Origin of the sequence: Xanthomonas sp. LMG 8993 (assembly GCF_009835065.2) — a bacterium.
GTDB lineage: Bacteria > Pseudomonadota > Gammaproteobacteria > Xanthomonadales > Xanthomonadaceae > Xanthomonas > Xanthomonas arboricola.
On the sequence record NZ_QVIF02000004.1, the window covers coordinates 41,181 to 57,515 of the forward strand.

At 65.3% G+C, this 16,335-nt stretch carries 18 protein-coding genes and 2 tRNA genes; 5 read left to right on the forward strand and 15 right to left on the reverse strand.

The annotated features are described in order from the left end of the window. Position 1 precedes the first annotated feature (1 nt). Complete coding sequence (locus tag DYQ94_RS09190) at positions 2 to 2,266, forward strand: ATP-binding protein (protein WP_160954868.1); 2,265 nt, start codon at positions 2 to 4, stop codon at positions 2,264 to 2,266. 333 nt (positions 2,267 to 2,599) lie between these two features. Here the strand turns inward: DYQ94_RS09190 and bfr are convergent, their stop codons facing one another. The 3 genes from bfr to DYQ94_RS09205 all read right to left on the reverse strand — a co-directional run bounded on the left by bfr (position 2,600) and on the right by DYQ94_RS09205 (position 4,317). Beyond that, a complete protein-coding gene (gene bfr, locus DYQ94_RS09195) occupies positions 2,600 to 3,070 on the reverse strand; it encodes a bacterioferritin (protein ID WP_005990707.1) in 471 nt (156 codons plus the stop codon). A 339-nt stretch (positions 3,071 to 3,409) separates the two neighbouring features. Beyond that, positions 3,410 to 3,619 (reverse strand): (2Fe-2S)-binding protein, encoded by a 210-nt coding sequence (locus DYQ94_RS09200; protein WP_126965264.1) that lies wholly within the window; start codon positions 3,617 to 3,619, stop codon positions 3,410 to 3,412. 80 nt (positions 3,620 to 3,699) lie between these two features. Then, a complete protein-coding gene (locus tag DYQ94_RS09205) occupies positions 3,700 to 4,317 on the reverse strand; it encodes an RNA pyrophosphohydrolase (protein WP_024938192.1) in 618 nt (205 codons plus the stop codon). Between the two features lie 118 nt (positions 4,318 to 4,435). Here DYQ94_RS09205 and DYQ94_RS09210 point away from each other — a divergent pair. Both DYQ94_RS09210 and DYQ94_RS09215 read left to right on the forward strand, forming a co-directional pair. Continuing rightward, positions 4,436 to 4,512: transfer RNA gene (locus DYQ94_RS09210), tRNA-Met, on the forward strand. 52 nt (positions 4,513 to 4,564) lie between these two features. Further along, a tRNA-Gln gene (locus DYQ94_RS09215) sits at positions 4,565 to 4,639 on the forward strand. 415 nt (positions 4,640 to 5,054) lie between these two features. Here the strand turns inward: DYQ94_RS09215 and rpsI are convergent. Further along, a complete protein-coding gene (rpsI, locus tag DYQ94_RS09220) occupies positions 5,055 to 5,447 on the reverse strand; it encodes a 30S ribosomal protein S9 (RefSeq protein ID WP_016902423.1) in 393 nt (130 codons plus the stop codon). A gap of 2 nt (positions 5,448 to 5,449) precedes the next feature. After that, on the reverse strand, positions 5,450 to 5,878 hold the full coding sequence (gene rplM / locus DYQ94_RS09225) for a 50S ribosomal protein L13 (RefSeq protein WP_016902424.1): 429 nt from the start codon (positions 5,876 to 5,878) through the stop codon (positions 5,450 to 5,452). Between the two features lie 181 nt (positions 5,879 to 6,059). On the opposite strand from rplM, the gene coq7 reads away from it, so the two are divergent. Further along, positions 6,060 to 6,713 carry a 2-polyprenyl-3-methyl-6-methoxy-1,4-benzoquinone monooxygenase gene (gene coq7, locus DYQ94_RS09230; RefSeq protein ID WP_102255541.1) on the forward strand — a complete coding sequence of 218 codons (654 nt, stop codon included), beginning with the start codon at positions 6,060 to 6,062 and terminating at the stop codon, positions 6,711 to 6,713. 232 nt (positions 6,714 to 6,945) lie between these two features. Here coq7 and DYQ94_RS09235 read toward each other — a convergent pair whose 3' ends face one another. Together DYQ94_RS09235 and speD are read right to left on the reverse strand one after the other, a co-directional pair. Continuing rightward, positions 6,946 to 7,260, reverse strand: a complete 315-nt coding sequence (locus DYQ94_RS09235; protein ID WP_003483069.1) for a DMT family transporter — start codon at positions 7,258 to 7,260, stop codon at positions 6,946 to 6,948. A 163-nt stretch (positions 7,261 to 7,423) separates the two neighbouring features. Further along, the gene (speD, locus tag DYQ94_RS09240) at positions 7,424 to 8,218 is read right to left on the reverse strand and encodes an adenosylmethionine decarboxylase (protein WP_005990692.1); all 795 of its coding nucleotides are present in this window, start codon (positions 8,216 to 8,218) and stop codon (positions 7,424 to 7,426) included. A gap of 137 nt (positions 8,219 to 8,355) precedes the next feature. Between speD and crp the strand changes: the two genes are divergently transcribed. Continuing rightward, positions 8,356 to 9,048 carry a cAMP-activated global transcriptional regulator CRP gene (crp, locus tag DYQ94_RS09245; RefSeq protein ID WP_024938194.1) on the forward strand — a complete coding sequence of 231 codons (693 nt, stop codon included), beginning with the start codon at positions 8,356 to 8,358 and terminating at the stop codon, positions 9,046 to 9,048. Between the two features lie 292 nt (positions 9,049 to 9,340). Here the strand turns inward: crp and DYQ94_RS09250 are convergent, their stop codons facing one another. The 8 genes from DYQ94_RS09250 to trpE form a co-directional block, all read right to left on the reverse strand. Continuing rightward, entirely contained in the window at positions 9,341 to 10,057 is a 717-nt protein-coding gene (locus DYQ94_RS09250; protein ID WP_016902427.1) for a haloacid dehalogenase-like hydrolase, read from the reverse strand. Next, positions 10,050 to 10,847, reverse strand: a complete 798-nt coding sequence (gene trpC / locus DYQ94_RS09255) for an indole-3-glycerol phosphate synthase TrpC (protein WP_016902428.1) — start codon at positions 10,845 to 10,847, stop codon at positions 10,050 to 10,052. Before trpC ends, DYQ94_RS09250 begins: the two co-directional genes overlap by 8 nt. Positions 10,848 to 10,975: 128 nt before the next feature. Continuing rightward, positions 10,976 to 12,013: an anthranilate phosphoribosyltransferase gene (gene trpD / locus DYQ94_RS09260; protein ID WP_046345540.1), complete on the reverse strand. Its 1,038-nt coding sequence runs from the start codon at positions 12,011 to 12,013 to the stop codon at positions 10,976 to 10,978. Between the two features lie 116 nt (positions 12,014 to 12,129). Next, the gene (locus DYQ94_RS09265) at positions 12,130 to 12,762 is read right to left on the reverse strand and encodes a flavin reductase family protein (RefSeq protein WP_126965265.1); all 633 of its coding nucleotides are present in this window, start codon (positions 12,760 to 12,762) and stop codon (positions 12,130 to 12,132) included. 175 nt (positions 12,763 to 12,937) lie between these two features. Continuing rightward, positions 12,938 to 13,516 carry an anthranilate synthase component II gene (locus DYQ94_RS09270; protein WP_024938197.1) on the reverse strand — a complete coding sequence of 193 codons (579 nt, stop codon included), beginning with the start codon at positions 13,514 to 13,516 and terminating at the stop codon, positions 12,938 to 12,940. A gap of 10 nt (positions 13,517 to 13,526) precedes the next feature. Beyond that, entirely contained in the window at positions 13,527 to 13,688 is a 162-nt protein-coding gene (locus DYQ94_RS09275) for a hypothetical protein (RefSeq protein ID WP_164738848.1), read from the reverse strand. Between the two features lie 27 nt (positions 13,689 to 13,715). Next, positions 13,716 to 14,777, reverse strand: coding sequence for a threonine aldolase family protein (locus DYQ94_RS09280; RefSeq protein WP_126965266.1), 1,062 nt, complete (start codon positions 14,775 to 14,777; stop codon positions 13,716 to 13,718). Next, positions 14,777 to 16,252 (reverse strand): anthranilate synthase component I, encoded by a 1,476-nt coding sequence (gene trpE / locus DYQ94_RS09285; protein ID WP_160954866.1) that lies wholly within the window; start codon positions 16,250 to 16,252, stop codon positions 14,777 to 14,779. Before trpE ends, DYQ94_RS09280 begins: the two co-directional genes overlap by 1 nt. Positions 16,253 to 16,335: the final 83 nt, after the last annotated feature.

Here is a 16,335-nt window from a genome sequence, read left to right on the forward strand (position 1 = left end):
CCTGGCCACGCTGAGCGCGCTGGTCGCTGCGCTGGGTGCGGGCCTGCAGTGGTCGGCCATCGACGGGCCGTGGCGCGCAGTGACGGCGCTCTCTGCAGCACTGGCGGTGGTATTCGGTCTATGCGCTGCGGTTGCCGGCTACCGCAGCGCGCGCGCGCAGCGCGCCCTGTTGCAACGCCTGGAAGAAGCCGACGTTGCCCGTGAACGCCTACAGCAGGAGCTGCAGCGTCACGGCGCGCTCGAACAGGAACTGTTGCGCGCCAAGCAGGCCGCCGAGGCCGCCACGCTGGCCAAGGGCGAATTCCTGGCCACCATGAGCCACGAGATCCGCACCCCGCTCAACGGCATCATTCCGATGCTGGAACTGATCTCCAGCGGCCAGCTCAGCCTGGACCAGCGCGACATGCTGCAGACCGCCACCGGCAGCTCGCTGCAACTGCTGCGCATCGTCGACGACATCCTCGACTACTCCAAACTCGAAGCCAACAAGCTCGAACTGGAGATCACCACCTTCAACCTGCGCGAGCTGCTCGACGGCGTCGTGCAGCTGCTGCAGCGCACCGCTGAAGGCAAGCAGCTGCGCGTGGGGCTGGATATCGAACCGTCGGTGCGCCTGCTGGTGCGCGGCGACCCGATCCGCCTGCGCCAGGTGTTGGGCAACCTGATCGGCAATGCGATCAAGTTCACCGAGCGCGGCAGCGTCGACATCCAGCTGCGTCGCCTGGGCGAAACCCGCGCCCAGCATCTGCTGCGCTTCCAGGTGCGCGACACCGGCATCGGCATCGCCCCGGATCAGCAGGCACGCCTGTTCCGCTCCTTCGCCCAGGCCGACGCCTCCACCACGCGCCTGTACGGCGGCACCGGCCTGGGACTGGCGATCTGCAAGCGCATCATCGACCTGATGGGCGGCCGCATCGGCGTGGAGTCCGAGCCCGGGCGCGGCGCCACGTTCTGGTTCGAAATCCCGCTGCTCAAGGTCATCGGCGACCTGCAGCAGAACGCCGGCGCCGATGCCGCGCGGGTGATGGTGATCAGCTCCGACACCCGCCTGTTGCAGCGCCTCAAGCGCCTGCTGGACAGCTGGGGCGTATCGCACGTGCTGATGGAAACCACCCAGGAAGCGCTGGAGCGGGTGCGTCGCCACAGCGACAGCGAAGGCTTCCGCTGCGTCATCGCCGACCACGACACGCTGCGCTACAGCGCGCGCGCCGTGCATCGCGCACTCGCGCGCCCGGACGACCTCAGCGGCGCACGCCTGATCTGGCTGTACGGCGACGAGCCGGTGCCGTCCGAGCTGCAGGACAATGCCACCCTGGTGCCGCGCCAGAGCCCGGACGAGACCCTGCGCTCGCTGGTGCTGCCGCCCGAGCCGAGGCCGGCCCACGCGGCCACGCTGGCCGCGGCGATGATTCCCGAGCCGATGGCGCCGGCGCTGGCCAACGCGCGCGATGTACGCATCCTGCTGGTGGAAGACAACCCGGTGAACCTGCTGGTCGCGCAGAAACTGCTGGCCGTGCTCGGCTTCGACGCCGATACCGCCACCGATGGCGAAGCCGCGCTGAGCAGCATGGAGTCCACCCGCTACGACATGGTCTTCATGGATTGCCAGATGCCGGTGCTGGACGGCTATGCCGCCACCCGCCGCTGGCGCGCGATGGAAACCGAGAGCGGCGGCCGCCCGATCCCGATCGTGGCGATGACCGCCAACGCCATGGCCGGCGATCGCGAACGCTGCCTGGCCGCCGGCATGGACGACTATCTGTCCAAACCGGTCGCCCGCGAGCAGCTCGACGCCTGCCTGCAGCGCTGGCTGCCGCGCCAACCGCTGCTGCCTGGCCCGGCCATCGGCAGCCAGGCAGCGGGCGATCCCGAAAGCGTCAGCGCCGCGCAGGCGCGCGCCCTGCCGATCCTGGACAACAGCGTGATCGATGAGCTGTACGAGGTGGCGGGCGCGGACACCATCACCATCCTGCAGCTGTTCCTGGAAGACGCACCCGGCATCATCGAGCGCCTGGAAACCGCAGCCACCAACCGCGACAGCATGCAGCTGCGCGATCTGGCGCATACGCTCAAATCCTCCAGCGCCAATGTCGGCGCCCAGGCGCTGGCCAATGCCGCGCGCCGGATCGAACTGGCCGCGCGCACCGGCACCATCGAACGCCCCTCGGTGATGGTGGCGCTGGTCATTGCCGAATACGCACGCGCCCGTCTGGCGCTGCTCGGCCAGGTCGCCCGCCTGCAGGCCAAGGCCCGCACAGCCGGCTGAACCGCGCAAGCCTGCAGCCGATGACAACGACCGCCAGGCAACACAGTCGAAGACATCCCGCGAAGAAAAATTCCGCCCTGCTCCGCCGCGGCGAAAAGGCAGGGCTTGCGCGCCACTGGCGTGCGTGCCCTGGAGCGCCTGCGTCGCAGACGCGGGCCCGGGGGCGCGGAAAGAGCTGGGGTTGAGGTGCGCGCGCAGCCAAATGCGGCCAGCCACAGCGACAGCACGACACCCATGCAGCGCCTGCATGCTCCCCAGCAGTGCAAGCGCCTACTGACTCACCCTATTGCGCTGGTCCCGACACAACGCCGACCAGCACCGCGCTGAGCGCCCTCAGTCGTCCAGCTTGGTCAGCAGGTAATTCGGCTCGCCGATGCGCGCCACCAGATCCAGCTGCGTTTCCAGCCAGTCGATGTGCTCTTCTTCCGATTCCAGGATGTCCACCAGCAGCTGGCGGCTGACGTAGTCGTTGACGGTCTCCGCATAGGCCACGGCCTCGCGCAGCACGGCGACCGCCTCACGCTCCAGCGCCAGATCGCAGCGGAACATCTCGGTGGGGTTCTCGCCGATGCGCAGCTTGCCCAGCGCCTGGAAATTCGGAAGTCCTTCGAGGAACAGGATGCGGTCGGACAGCTTGTCCGCATGCTTCATCTCGTCGATGGATTCCTTGTACTCATGCTCGGCCAGTTCTTTCAGGCCCCAGTTCTTCAGCATCTTGGCGTGCAGAAAGTACTGGTTGATCGCAGTGAGTTCGTTGTAGAGCACCTTGTTGAGGTACTCGATGACCTTGGTATCGCCCTTCATGCGATGTCTCCGAGACAGTGAGCCGGCCGCACTGTAGCGCGTTGCCGCGGCGCATGAAGGAACGCGAATCGTGATCAGTTGCGCGACGCCTGCCCGCCCGCAGGTGGCCGGCAGATGGCCTGTTGCACGTAACGTGCGCATCGATCATTTGCCGAACATCGCGCGCTGTCGATCGAACGGCAACCGCAGGGTTACGACCTGACCGCATGATGGTCAGCCAGGAAGGCGACCTATCGATCGCGCCTTGGCGGCGCGACAGAACGACGGTAGAGCGAGCCAGACCGGCAACCTGCTCGCGGCAGTCCGTTACCGACAGTGCGCGAGCACAGCGGAAGGCGCTCAGGCAGCGCTGGCAAGTCCCAGCATGGGTAACGGCAGCGCACGGCTCGCATGGGCCTGGCTCAGCACGTCGCCCGCCATTTCCAGGCACGACCCACAGTTCGAACCACAGCCGGTGCGCATGGTCAGTTCGGCCACGCTGGCGCAGCCATTCTCGGCCGCTTCGCGGATCTGGTGGTCGGTGACCCCATTACAGATGCAGACGTACACGGTATCGGTCGGGTGCTGGCGATCCGGAGAGGACCGGCGCTGATTGCACCGCAAACGAGAATAGGTGTCAATTCCAAACGTTAATCATTATTAATCCGTACCGCACGAGGCCCGCCCCGCTTGCGTGGACGCTTGCGCGGACTGTCGTGCCCCGCCGCGCTGCTGCCCGGCAACCAGGCCTCCAGCGCGCGCTCGGGCATCACCCCGACCGCCGCAGAGCCCGCGATGGTCTGCGCCAGCGGAGCCAGATGACGCAGCGCGCGCGCATAGACCCCACGCTTGAACATCACCACATGCTCGACCGGATACCAGAAATCCACCCAGCGCCAGTGGTCGAACTCCGGCGTGTCGGTGTGGTCGAGCTTGAGATGGGATTCGTGGCCGGTGAACTGAAGCAGGAACCAGACCTGCTTCTGGCCGATGCAGACCTGGCGCTCATTGCGCCGCACTGCCCGGCTCGGCAGGCGATAGCGCAGCCATCCGGGGGTGGCACCGAGCAATTCGACATGCTCGGGCAACAACCCGGTTTCTTCGCGCAACTCGCGGTACATGGCTTCTACGGGTGTCTCATCGGTATTCATGCCACCTTGCGGGAACTGCCAGCCGTCTCTGCGCACACGTCGTGCCCAGAACACCTGACCATCCTCTCGCATCAGCACGATGCCGACGTTTGGCCGGAAACCGTCCGGATCGATCACGATGCGGACTCCTGAAAATCTACTGTCACCGACTCTGCCACGGCGACGGCCGGCTCACAAGCTGAAAACGAAATGCTTGACAAGACGCGGGCGCTTGGTAAGAATTACCGGCTCCCTAGGCTATGTAGCTCAGCCGGTTAGAGCACAGCACTCATAATGCTGGGGTCGGTGGTTCGAGTCCACCCATAGCCACCAAGGTTTTCAGGCCCACCTGGGCATGCAATACTCTTGGTTCAACACGTTTTATTGCCCCGTCGCCAAGCGGTAAGGCACCTGACTCTGACTCAGGCATTCGGTGGTTCGAATCCATCCGGGGCAGCCAAACACGAAAGGTCCGATCTGACGATCGGGCCTTTTTTGTTGCCCGATTACTGCTTGCCGGCATTCGTGCAGCAGGCATTCCCGCCCCAAGGCCGAACAGCGATCACCGAAGGCGACACCCACCCTGGTCGAAAATGGATACCGGGTCAGACAGGCACCCAACAGTCAGGCACAGAGCCCGGCCACGGCGGCGTAACCCCATGCCGCCGTGCGCAGGCGCAGCGGCCGGTACACACGAGATGACCAGCCAGCGTTTGCGAAAGTCACCAGACCTGGGCAAGGAAAAATCTGCCTCGACACAGCAGGCCACCGACTGCAGGCACCCACTGCGCAGGCCCCAAAACGACAAAAGCCCGGCATGGCCGGGCTTCTGAAGCAGGCGCCCCGGCGAACCGGGACGCAACAAACGCGATGGATCAGCGCTTGGAGAACTGGGTCGCGCGACGGGCCTTGTGCAGACCGACCTTCTTACGCTCGACTTCGCGAGCGTCACGGGTCATGAAGCCGGCCTTGCGCAGCTCGGACTTCAGGGTTTCGTCGTACTCGACCAGTGCACGGGCGATGCCCAGACGGATCGCACCGGCCTGACCGGTGGTGCCGCCGCCGGAGGCGGTGACCAGGATGTCGAAGCTTTCGGTGTTCTTGGTGAGTTCCAGCGGCTGACGCACGATCATGCGTGCAGTCTCACGGCCAAAGAACTCGTCCAGCGGACGGTCGTTGACGGTGATGTTGCCGGTACCCTTGCGCAGGAACACGCGAGCGGTGGAGGACTTGCGGCGGCCAGTGCCGTAGTTTTGCGTGATAGCCATGATTAGATATCCAGAACTTGCGGCTGCTGGGCGGCGTGCGGATGCTCGGCACCCGAATAGACCTTGAGCTTGCGGTACATGGTGCGGCCCAGGGGGCCCTTCGGCAGCATGCCCTTGACGGCGATTTCGATCACGCGCTCCGGGTGGCGCTCCAGCGCCTGCTCCAGGCTCTCGGTCTTGAGGTTACCGATGTAGCCGGTGAAGCGGTGATACTTCTTGTCTTTCAGCTTGTTGCCCGTGACCACGATCTTTTCGGCATTGATCACCACGAGGTAATCGCCGGTATCGACGTGCGGGGTATAAACCGGCTTGTGCTTGCCGCGCAGACGGCGGGCCAGTTCGGTGGACAGACGGCCGAGCGTCTTGCCGGCGGCGTCAACGAGATACCAGTCGCGCTGGACGGTCTCGGACTTGGCGGTGAACGTAGTCATGAGAAAACTCTTGAGTGGTCGGGCGGATTGCAGCGGCAATGACCGCTGGAACTTTGCCACGCGTTGTGAAGGCGAAACAGAAGAGGCGGGATTGTACGGGACGATACAAGGCCACGCAAGTCGCCGGCTGGCCGGAGCGCTGGCGGTTGGCAGCGGCTCGGTCCGGGGCCAGAATCGGCGCATGACCCAGATCTCCTCTTTCCGACTGCATAGCCCGCTCGACCGGCTGCTGGTCGAAGCCCAGCGCGCGCTGGACACGGTATTCGGCAATCCGCCCGCCGAGCGGCCCAACCCGGCCGCCGACACCCCCGACGTCGCACTGGAACCGGACCAGCGTCGCCACGCCGCCGGCTTGATGCGGATCAACCACGTCGGCGAAGTCTGCGCGCAAGGCCTGTATTTCGGCCAGGCCGCGGTCGCCCGCGATGCCCACACCCAGCACCATCTGCTGGAGGCGGCGCAGGAAGAAACCGACCATCTGGCCTGGTGTGCCGACCGCCTGCACGAGCTGGACAGCCGCCCCAGCCTGTTCAACCCGCTCTGGTACGCCGGCAGCTACGCGCTCGGCGCCCTGGCCGGATTGCGCGGCGACGACTGGAGCCTGGGCTTCGTGGTCGAAACCGAGCGCCAGGTCGAAGCCCATCTGGACGAACACCTGGAAACCCTCCCCGAGGGCGACCAGCGCAGCCGCGCGATCCTGCGCGTGATGAAGATCGACGAAGCCCGCCACGCCGACCAGGCCGAACAGGCCGGCGCGCGCATCCTCCCGCCCCCGATCCCCAGCGCCATGGCCCTGGCCTCCAAGCTGATGAAAGCGGTGGCGTACCGGCTGTAGCCGGGGGGATTGGGGATTGGCGGCCGGCGGCCGGCGGCCGGCGGCCGGCGGCGCCCAGCAAACCATGCCCCACACCTCGCAACACCCCCACTGGAGTAGAGCCCCCTTCTGTTAAGGGGGCGCGCCGAAGGCGGGGGGATAGGCTGCTACGAAGTGGGGCCCAAGGTTTGCTACGCAAACCTTGGGGGGTCAGGCCCACGCAGTGGGGCTGACCACGCAGGACTGACCACGACTACCCCACCAGCTTCAGCCCGATCACCCCGGCCACGATCAGGCCGATGCAGGCCAGACGCGACCAAGACGCGCTGTCGCCGAACAGTGCGATGCCGGCGATGGTCACGCCCAGCGCGCCGATCCCGGTCCAGATCGCGTAACCGGTGCCGACCGGAATGGTCTTCAGTGCCTGGGTCAGGAACCACAGGCTGATGCCCGCCAGACCGATCGTCAGCACGGTCGGCCACAGGCGGGTGAAGCCGTCGCTGTACTTCAGGCCCATGGCAAAACCGATTTCGAACAGGCCGGCCAGCAGCAGATAGATCCAGGGCATCGCATCACTCCTCACTTGAAAAACGCACAAAAAAAAAAGCGACCCAGTGTTTGCACACTGGGCCGCCGTCGGCTGTGGAACGCAAGGTCATCGCGTGGCGGGCCGTCCCGCCTTGGTTCTTTCGCGCCTGCAGGCAGGTCGCGCAACAGCTCGCTCGCTGCGCTTACTCGCTCAGGTTGCGCCCGTGGAACAGTTCTTCGATCTCACGCTTGAGCAGCGTTTCGATCTTCATGCGCTCCTTGAACGAGAGGTTCTTGGCGCGCTCCTCAAACAGGTACTGGTCCAGGTCGAAGTCCTTCAGGTGCATCTTGGTATGGAAGATGTTTTCCTGATAGACGTTGACATCGAACATCTCGTAGCGCGACTTGACGTTTTTGGCGAGGAAGTGCTGGATCGAGTTGATCTTGTGATCGATGTAGTGCTTCTTGCCCTTCACATCGCGGGTGAAGCCACGGACGCGGTAATCCATGATCACGATGTCCGACTCCAGACTCTCGATCAGGTAGTTCAGCGCCTTCAACGGCGAGATCACGCCGCACGTAGCGACGTCGATATCGGCGCGGAACGTGGCAATGCCTTCCTGCGGATGCGTCTCGGGGTATGTATGGACAGTGATATGACTTTTGTCCATATGAGCGACCACGGCATCGGAGATCAGCTCCTTGCCGGCCTGCTTCTTGTCGATGACGGGCTCTTCCGAGATCAGGATCGTGACCGATGCGCCCTGTGGATCGTAGTCCTGACGTGCGATATTGAGGATGTTGGCGCCAATGATCTCGGCAACATCGGTCAGGATCTGCGTCAGACGATCGGCGTCGTACTGCTCATCGATATATTCGATGTAGCGCTGACGCTCCTCTTCGGTACGCGCGTAACAGACGTCGTAGATGTTGAAGCTCAACGCCTTGGTGAGGTTGTTGAACCCCTGTAGCCTCAGGCGAGGCAACGGCTTGACCACGTCGGTCTGTCCTTATGGAAGGCGGGAAAGGAAACAATTATGAGCCAAAGATCCCAGCAACGAAATGCCGACGTTAAGAATGGTTTACCTTGCATGACTCATGCCGTTAAGCTTCAGGAATTACACGCGGAACTACCATGAGCCCAGGAAACACGACGGTTGTGACTACGACGGTACGTAACGCTACCCCTTCTCTGGCGCTGGACGCGGGCACGATCGAGCGTTTCCTGGCGCACAGCCATCGCAGGCGCTATCCGACCCGGACCGATGTGTTCCGGCCAGGAGACCCGGCTGGCACCCTCTACTACGTGATCAGTGGCTCGGTGAGCATCATTGCCGAGGAAGATGACGATCGTGAGTTGGTGCTGGGCTACTTCGGTAGCGGCGAGTTCGTCGGCGAGATGGGGTTGTTCATCGAATCCGATACCCGCGAGGTGATCTTGCGCACCCGCACCCAGTGTGAGCTGGCCGAGATCAGCTACGAGCGGCTGCAGCAACTGTTCCAGACCAGCCTGTCGCCGGATGCGCCCCGCATCCTGTACGCGATTGGCGTTCAGCTGTCCAAGCGGTTGCTCGATACCACAAGGAAAGCCAGCCGCCTGGCGTTCCTGGACGTGACCGACCGCATCGTGCGCACCCTGCACGACCTGTCCAAGGAGCCTGAAGCGATGAGTCACCCGCAGGGCACCCAGCTGCGCGTATCGCGGCAGGAACTGGCACGGCTGGTGGGTTGTTCGCGCGAAATGGCCGGGCGCGTGCTCAAGAAGCTGCAGGCCGACGGCCTGCTGCATGCACGCGGCAAGACCGTCGTGCTCTACGGCACCCGCTAAACGGTTGTGGTCGCGGCTGGTGCAGCACTGCACCAGCCGCAGCTTGAACCGCATGCCGCATGAAATGCGGACTGCTGTAGTCAGGCGCGCTGCGCCGCCGCGTGCTGCGTGCGTGCCGTGCATTACTAGCTGCTTACCCTTCCCTGCTGCTTCGGCGGGCTTGGCGTGACCAGTAAATCTTGGTGAACAGCCACCGGATGCGCGCGAAGCAAGCCGTGCGTCTGCGCGGTAGCTGCCGAGTTCGAATACCTGCCGTGCCCGCCAGGCTGCGCGCCGCTACCGGCGCCAGGCGCTACAGCGCCTTGCCACCGCGATCGCGACATCCCCAGTTGAGGATCGGCGTGCCGGCCGGCAGCACCTGCCGGAACAGCGCTTCGCGATTGGCCTTCGGATTGACCACCACCGGCGCACGCGCGGCCTTCAACAGCGGCAGATCCGCGGTGCTGTCCGAATAGGCAATGGCGATGTCGGCATAGCCGCGCTCGCGCAGCATGCGCATCTTCTCTTCGTTATGGCAGTGACGCCGCGCGGTGACCGCACCCAGGCGTGGGCCGACCAGGCTGCCGATCACCGGCACATCCTGATGGGCGACAAAGCCGAGAATGGCGCGCGCCAGTTCCGGCGGCGCGCCGGTGGCCACCACCACACGGTCGCCGGCAGCCCGGTGGTCGGTGAACACCTTCAAGGCGTGCGGCAACAGGCGCTGCCGGATCTGCGCCTCATGCTTGAGCACGTAGGCATCGATGAAACGGTTGAACTCGCGCGTGCGGTGCAGGCCGAAGGTGGCGATCCACACATACCCGGACACGCCGCGGCGGCGGGTCGGCAGCATCGCCACCATCGGGCCGAGGATTGGCGAGGCCAACAGTGCCACCAGCAGACGCAAGGGGTTGCGCTTGATCAGCCAGGCGAACAGATGGCTGCCGGAGTCGCCGTCATACAGCGTGTGGTCGAAATCGAAGACCACCAGCGGTGCGTCGTCGCGCGGTACGGGATACGCCTCAGTCATGCGCGAAGAATAGCTGACGCAGCGACTCGCCGGGTTCGGGCGCGCGCATGAAGGTCTCGCCAACCAGAAACGCGTTCACGCCGTGGCTGCGCATCAACTGCACATCGGCCGGAGTGACGATGCCGCTTTCGGTGACCAGGATGCGGTCGCGCGGCACGGCGGCACGCATGTCCAGCGTGGTCTGCAGCGTCACTTCGAAGGTGCGCAGATTGCGGTTGTTGATGCCCACCAGCGGCACCGGCACCTGCACCGCGCGCTCCAGCTCGTCGATGTCGTGCACTTCCACCAGCACGTCCAGGCCCAGCTGCATGGCCAGGCCGGACAGCTCGGCCAGCTGCCCATCGTCCAGTGCCGAGACGATCAGCAGGATGCAATCGGCGCCGAGCACGCGCGCCTCGTAGACCTGGTAGGGGTCGACGGTGAAGTCCTTGCGCAGCACCGGCAGCGTGCAGGCCTCGCGCGCCTGGCGCAGATAGGCATCGGCGCCCTGGAAGAAGTCCACATCGGTCAGCACCGACAGGCAGCTGGCGCCGCCGAATTCATAGCTGACCGCGATGTCGGCCGGGTGGAAGTCGGGCCGGATCACGCCCTTGGACGGGCTGGCCTTCTTCACTTCGGCGATCACTGCCGGCTCGCCGGCGGCGATGCTGGCCTGCATGGCGGCGGCAAACCCGCGCGTGAGCGGCAGGTCGGCGCTGCGCGCGATCAGCTCGGCAAGCGGCACGCGCGCACTGCGCTCGGCGATTTCTTCGGCCTTGCGGGCAAGGATGGTGTTGAGGATATCGCTCATCGTATCGGGTCCTGGCAGTCGGGCATTATCGGTCAAGACGGCCGCAACCGGCCGCCACGCGCCAGCCCCAGCATGCCAGCGGTCATGATCGGGATGCCGCCGCATGCCTGCCGGTGCAGTGGGAGGGGTCAGGCCTGTGAGGCAATCTGCCGGGTGAAGGCGACATAGGCGTCCAGTCTTGCACGCGCCGAGCCATCGGCCAGGACCGCACGCGCACGCACGACGCCCTCGGCGATGCTGTCGGACACGCCTGCCACGTATAGGGCGGCACCGGCGTTGAGCGCGACGATGTCCAGCGCCGGGCCGGGCACATTGTCCAGCACCTGCAGCAGCATCGTGCGCGACTGCGCGGCATCGGCCACCTTGAGGTTGCGGCTGGCCGACATCGCAATGCCGAAATCCTCCGGATGCACTTCGTATTCGCGCACCTGGCCATCGCGCAGCTCGCCGACCAGGGTGCCGGCCCCCAGCGAAAGCTCGTCCATGCCATCGCGGCCCCACACCACCAGCGCACGCTCGGCACCGAGTTCCTGCAGCACGCGCGCCTGGATGCCGACCAGGTCCGGATGGAACACGCCCATCAGGATATTTGGCGAGCCGGCCGGATTGGTCAGCGGGCCGAGGATGTTGAAGATGGTGCGCACGCCCATCTCGCGGCGCACCGGCGCCACCACCTTCATGGCCGGATGATGCACCGGCGCATACATGAAGCCGATACCGGTCTGCGCCAGCGAGGCGGCGACCTGCTCGGGCTGCAGCTCGATCGCCGCGCCCAGCGCCTCCAGCGCGTCGGCACTGCCGGACTTGGACGAGACGCTGCGGTTGCCGTGCTTGGCGACCTTGGCACCACCGGCGGCGGCCACGAACATGGCGCAGGTGGAGATGTTGAAGGTATGCGAGCCGTCGCCGCCGGTGCCGACGATGTCGACCATATGCCGGCGATCACTCACTTCCACGCGACGCGAGAACTCGCGCATCACCGTGGCTGCGCCGGCGATCTCGCCGATGGTTTCCTTCTTGACCCGCAGCCCGGTGAGGATTGCCGCGACCATCATGTCCGAGACCTCGCCACGCATGATCTGGCGCATCAGCTCGACCATTTCGTCGTGGAAGATTTCGCGGTGTTCGATGGTGCGTTGCAGGGCTTCTTGCGGGGTGATGGGCATGGACGAGGACCGTGGCAAAACGTGGGAAAGATAGGCGGCAGCGAGCTTGATCGATCAATGCTGGCGCTGCAGTCGCGCATGGCGGCAATGCCATGCAGCGACGCGGCGCGCAGCGCTCACTGGCCCGGGCGCCGCATGCGGAAGCGTGCCTGCGCCTGCACTTCGAAATAGTCGGCGGCGCCGCCGGCGCGCAGAATCGTCTGCACAGCTGCGGGATCGTAGATGCCGTCCTGCAACGCCGCGTGCGCCAGATGCACGCCGACCACTTCGCCCAGGACCAGCCAGGTTTCGATGGCCTGCCCGGCTGCGCTCTGCAGCGGCAATAGCTGGCTGAGCCGGCATTCGAAACTGACCGGACTGGCTGCCACGCGCGGGGCACCGATCAGCCGCGATGGCGCCATCTGCAGCTCGGCCAGCACGAACTCGTCGACCTCCGCCGGCACCATCGCCGCACTGGCGTTCATTGCCTCGGCCAACGGGCGCGTGGCCAGGTTCCAGCTGAACTCGCCGGTGGCTTCGATATTGCGCAGGCTGTCCTTGCGGCCGATGCTGGCGAAGCCGACGATCGGCGGCACGTAGTTGAACGCATTGAAGAAGCTGTAAGGGGCCAGATTGGCGATGCCCTCGGCGCTGCGCGAGCCGATCCAGCCGATCGGCCGCGGACCGACGATGGCGTTGAACGGATCGTGCGGCAGCCCGTGGCCCTGGCCTGGTTCGTAGAAGTGGAAGCTGTCGCTGGTGGTGCTCATCGTGATCCGGATGCAGGTGTGAACGAAGCGAAGCGGGAAGCCGGCCGCATGCTGGCGCACAGGCAATTGCAGGCATTGCGCGCATCGATCGCTGGTGCATCGATGGCGCCGAAGACTGCATCGAGACCGACAAGGGTTGCGGCAGCCATTGCGACGTGTGTGCTGTGCATTTCGATCAACGCTGCAGGAAGTTTTTCAGCAAGGCATGACCGTGCTGGGTCAGGATCGACTCGGGATGGAACTGCACGCCTTCGACCGGAAACTGGCGATGACGCAGGCCCATGATCTCCTCGATCGAGCCATCCGGATTCTCGGTCCAGGCGGTGACTTCCAGCGCGTCGGGCAAGGTGGTCTTGTCCACCACCAGCGAGTGGTAGCGGGTTGCCTCGTAACTGTCCGGCAGGCCGGCGAACACGCCTTTGCCCTGGTGACGGATCGGCGAGGTCTTGCCATGCATGATGGTGTCGGCGCGGATCACATCGCCGCCGTAGACCTGCCCGATGCTTTGATGACCCAGGCACACGCCCAGGATCGGGGTGGTCTGGCCCAGTTGCTCGATCAGCTGCAGCGAGATACCGGCCTCGTTCGGGGTGCACGGGCCGGGCGAGATCACGATGCGCTCGGGCCTGAGCGCGGCGATCTGATCTACGCTCATCGCGTCGTTGCGCACCACCGTGACCTCGGCGCCCAGCGCCTGCAGGTACTGCACGAGGTTGTAGGTGAAGCTGTCGTAGTTGTCGAGCATCAGCAGCATGGCAAAGGACTCATTGCGCGATCAGGAAGACCGCATAGATATTTTGGGTGAAGGTCAGGCTGCCGGCGTCAGGTGACTCTGCGATCGGCGATGGCGCGTCATGACTGCCACGCACCTGACCAGCATCGAGCGAACCGGGACAGGCAACATTTCGGCGTTCGAGTTGCTTCATCTGTTTCGCTCCATCTGGTGCGCATGCTCATGGCACACCGGGATGAAGCGCGGCAACATCCGCGCAGAGCCGGTCGACCGACGCGGCCGTGGTCGCCCACGAGGTCACGAAGCGGATCACCTGACTGCCATCGGCGCGCACTTCCCAGCGCTCGAAGTCGTAGCCTTGCGCCAGCTGCGCGGCCTGCTGCGCGCTGACGGCGATGAACTGCTGGTTGGTCGGCGAATCGCTGGTGAACTGCGCGCCAGCGGCCAGCAATCCCGCGCGCAGGCGCTGGGCCATCGCATTGGCGTGTGCGGCCAGCTCGAAGAACAGGCCATCTTCGAACAGAGTGGCAAACTGCGATCCCAGCAGCATGCCCTTGGCCAGCAGCGCGCCGCGTTGCTTGATCAGGTAGCGGAAGTCGGCCTGCAAGGCAGGAGTGACGATGACCAGCGCTTCGCCGAGCAATGCGCCGTTCTTGGTGCCGCCGATGTAGAACGCATCGGTCAGCGCGGCGATCGTGGGCAGATCCAGATCGTTGCCCTCGGCGGTCAGCGCGGCGCCCAGGCGTGCGCCATCCAGATACAGCAGCAGATCGTGCGCGCGACAGAAACGCGACAGCGCCTCGAGCTCGGCACGGCTGTAGATGGTGCCACTCTCGGTGCTGTTGGAGATGTAGACCAGGCGCGGTTGCACCATGTGCTCGTTGCCGTGCACATCCAGCAATGGCTGGATCAGCGCCGGGGTCAGCTTGTCGTGCAACGCGGGTACGGTCAGCACCTTGTGGCCGGTCGCTTCGATGGCGCCGGTTTCGTGCGTGGCGATGTGCCCCGCTTCCACCGCGATCACCGCCTGATGCGGGCGCAGGAACGCCGCGATCGCGGTCAGGTTGGTCTGGGTACCGCCGACCAGCAAATGCACCTCGGCCTGCGCCTGCGCGACTGCGCTGCGGATCAACGCAACCGCACGCGCGGTATGCCGATCGGTGCCGTAGCCGGCGTTCTGCTCGGCGCTGGCCTGCGCCAAGGCCTGCAGCAGGCGCGGGTGCGCGCCCTCGCTGTAATCGTTGCGGAAGCTGATGCGCGCAGCGTTGCCCTGCCCGTCCATCACAGCCCCTTGGCCGCCTGCGCGACCGCACGGAACAGCGCGCGACCCTTGTTCATGGTCTCCTGCCATTCCAGATCCGGGTCGGAGTCGTAGACCACGCCGCCGCCGGCCTGCACGTACAGATACCCATCCTGGATCACCGCCGTGCGGATCGCGATGGCGGTGTCGGCATCGCCGTGCCAGCCGATGTAACCGACCGCGCCGGAATAGACGTTGCGCTTGACCGGCTCCAGTTCGCGGATGATCTCCAGCGCGCGGATCTTCGGCGCGCCGCTGACGGTGCCGGCCGGGAAGGTCGCACGCAGCACGTCGCTGTAATTCAGGCCGGCCTTGAGCGTGCCGGTGACCTCGCTGACGATGTGCATGACGTGGCTATAGCGTTCGATCACGAACTGCTCGCCCACCTTGACCGTGCCCGGTTCGGCCACGCGGCCGACATCGTTACGACCGAGATCGATCAGCATCACGTGCTCGGCGCGCTCTTTCGGGTCGGCCAGCAATTCGACTTCCAGCGCCTTGTCCTGCTCGGGCGTGGCACCACGCGGGCGGGTGCCGGCGATCGGCCGCACGGTGACCACCCCATCGCGCAGGCGCGCCAGGATTTCCGGCGAGGAGCCCACCACCTGCGTGCCGCCCACATCGAGAAAATACATGTACGGCGAGGGATTGAGCGCGCGCAGCGCGCGATACACATCCACCGGACGCACACGGAACGGCACGCGCAAGCGCTGCGACGGCACCACCTGGAAGATGTCGCCGGCGCGCACGTATTCCTGCGCCTTGCGCACCACCGCGTGATATTCCTCGCGGGTAAACGAGGAGTGGAAGTCCGACTCGTCGATCGCATCGGAAACCTGCGCCTGCGGATACCCGGCACCGCCCTGACGCAGCCGGTGCGCCAGTTCGTCCAGGCGCCGGTTGGCGCGCACATAGGCCTGCGGCTGGCGCGGGTCGGCGTGCACGATCAGGTACAGCCGATCCTTGAGGTTGTCGAACACCGCCAGCTCTTCGGACAGCATCAGCAAGATGTCCGGCGTGCCCAGCTCATCGGGTTTGTCGCCGCTGCCCAGGCGCGGTTCGATGTACTGGATGCACTCGAAGCCGAACCAGCCGACCAGGCCGCCAGTGAAGCCGGGCAGGCCGTCGAGCTGCGGCACCGAATGCTCGGCGCGCAAGGCGTCCACTTCGGCCAGCGGGTCGGCGACCTCGCGGGTTTCCAGCACTTCGCCGTGCTCGCTGATTTCCAGCGTATGCCCGCGGAAGCTGTACACGCGCCGCGCCGGCAGGCCGATGATGGAATAGCGCCCGAAGCGTTCGCCACCTTCGACCGATTCGAACAGATAGGTGTAGGGGCCGTCGGCGAGCTTCAGATAGACCGACAGCGGCGTGTCCAGGTCGGACAGCACTTCGCGGACGACGGGAATACGGGTGTGACCTTCAGCGGCCTGGCGCTGGAACTGCTCTGCAGTGATCAAGACGACTTTCCTTCCGGGACTCTGTGGCGGGGCGGACGACGGCAACGGGCCACCATCGCCACCAGCGGCGAGCGGAAGAGAAG

What these genes read in the sequence shown, in the direction of transcription:
- bfr (WP_005990707.1), bottom strand. Translation starts at nt 3,070, where the DNA reads ATGAAGGGCGATACCAAGGTCATCGAGTACCTCAACAAGGTGCTCTAC.
- trpC (WP_016902428.1), bottom strand. Translation starts at nt 10,847, where the DNA reads ATGAGCGATATCCTCAACACCATCCTTGCCCGCAAGGCCGAAGAAATC.
- DYQ94_RS09265 (WP_126965265.1), bottom strand. Translation starts at nt 12,762, where the DNA reads ATGAGCACCACCAGCGACAGCTTCCACTTCTACGAACCAGGCCAGGGC.
- trpD (WP_046345540.1), bottom strand. Translation starts at nt 12,013, where the DNA reads ATGCCCATCACCCCGCAAGAAGCCCTGCAACGCACCATCGAACACCGC.
- DYQ94_RS09280 (WP_126965266.1), bottom strand. Translation starts at nt 14,777, where the DNA reads ATGGACGGGCAGGGCAACGCTGCGCGCATCAGCTTCCGCAACGATTAC.
- DYQ94_RS09275 (WP_164738848.1), bottom strand. Translation starts at nt 13,688, where the DNA reads ATGAAGCAACTCGAACGCCGAAATGTTGCCTGTCCCGGTTCGCTCGAT.
- DYQ94_RS09235 (WP_003483069.1), bottom strand. Translation starts at nt 7,260, where the DNA reads ATGCCCTGGATCTATCTGCTGCTGGCCGGCCTGTTCGAAATCGGTTTT.
- DYQ94_RS09270 (WP_024938197.1), bottom strand. Translation starts at nt 13,516, where the DNA reads ATGCTGCTGATGCTCGACAACTACGACAGCTTCACCTACAACCTCGTG.
- crp (WP_024938194.1), top strand. Translation starts at nt 8,356, where the DNA reads ATGAGCCCAGGAAACACGACGGTTGTGACTACGACGGTACGTAACGCT.
- DYQ94_RS09250 (WP_016902427.1), bottom strand. Translation starts at nt 10,057, where the DNA reads ATGACTGAGGCGTATCCCGTACCGCGCGACGACGCACCGCTGGTGGTC.
- rplM (WP_016902424.1), bottom strand. Translation starts at nt 5,878, where the DNA reads ATGACTACGTTCACCGCCAAGTCCGAGACCGTCCAGCGCGACTGGTAT.
- rpsI (WP_016902423.1), bottom strand. Translation starts at nt 5,447, where the DNA reads ATGGCTATCACGCAAAACTACGGCACTGGCCGCCGCAAGTCCTCCACC.
- coq7 (WP_102255541.1), top strand. Translation starts at nt 6,060, where the DNA reads ATGACCCAGATCTCCTCTTTCCGACTGCATAGCCCGCTCGACCGGCTG.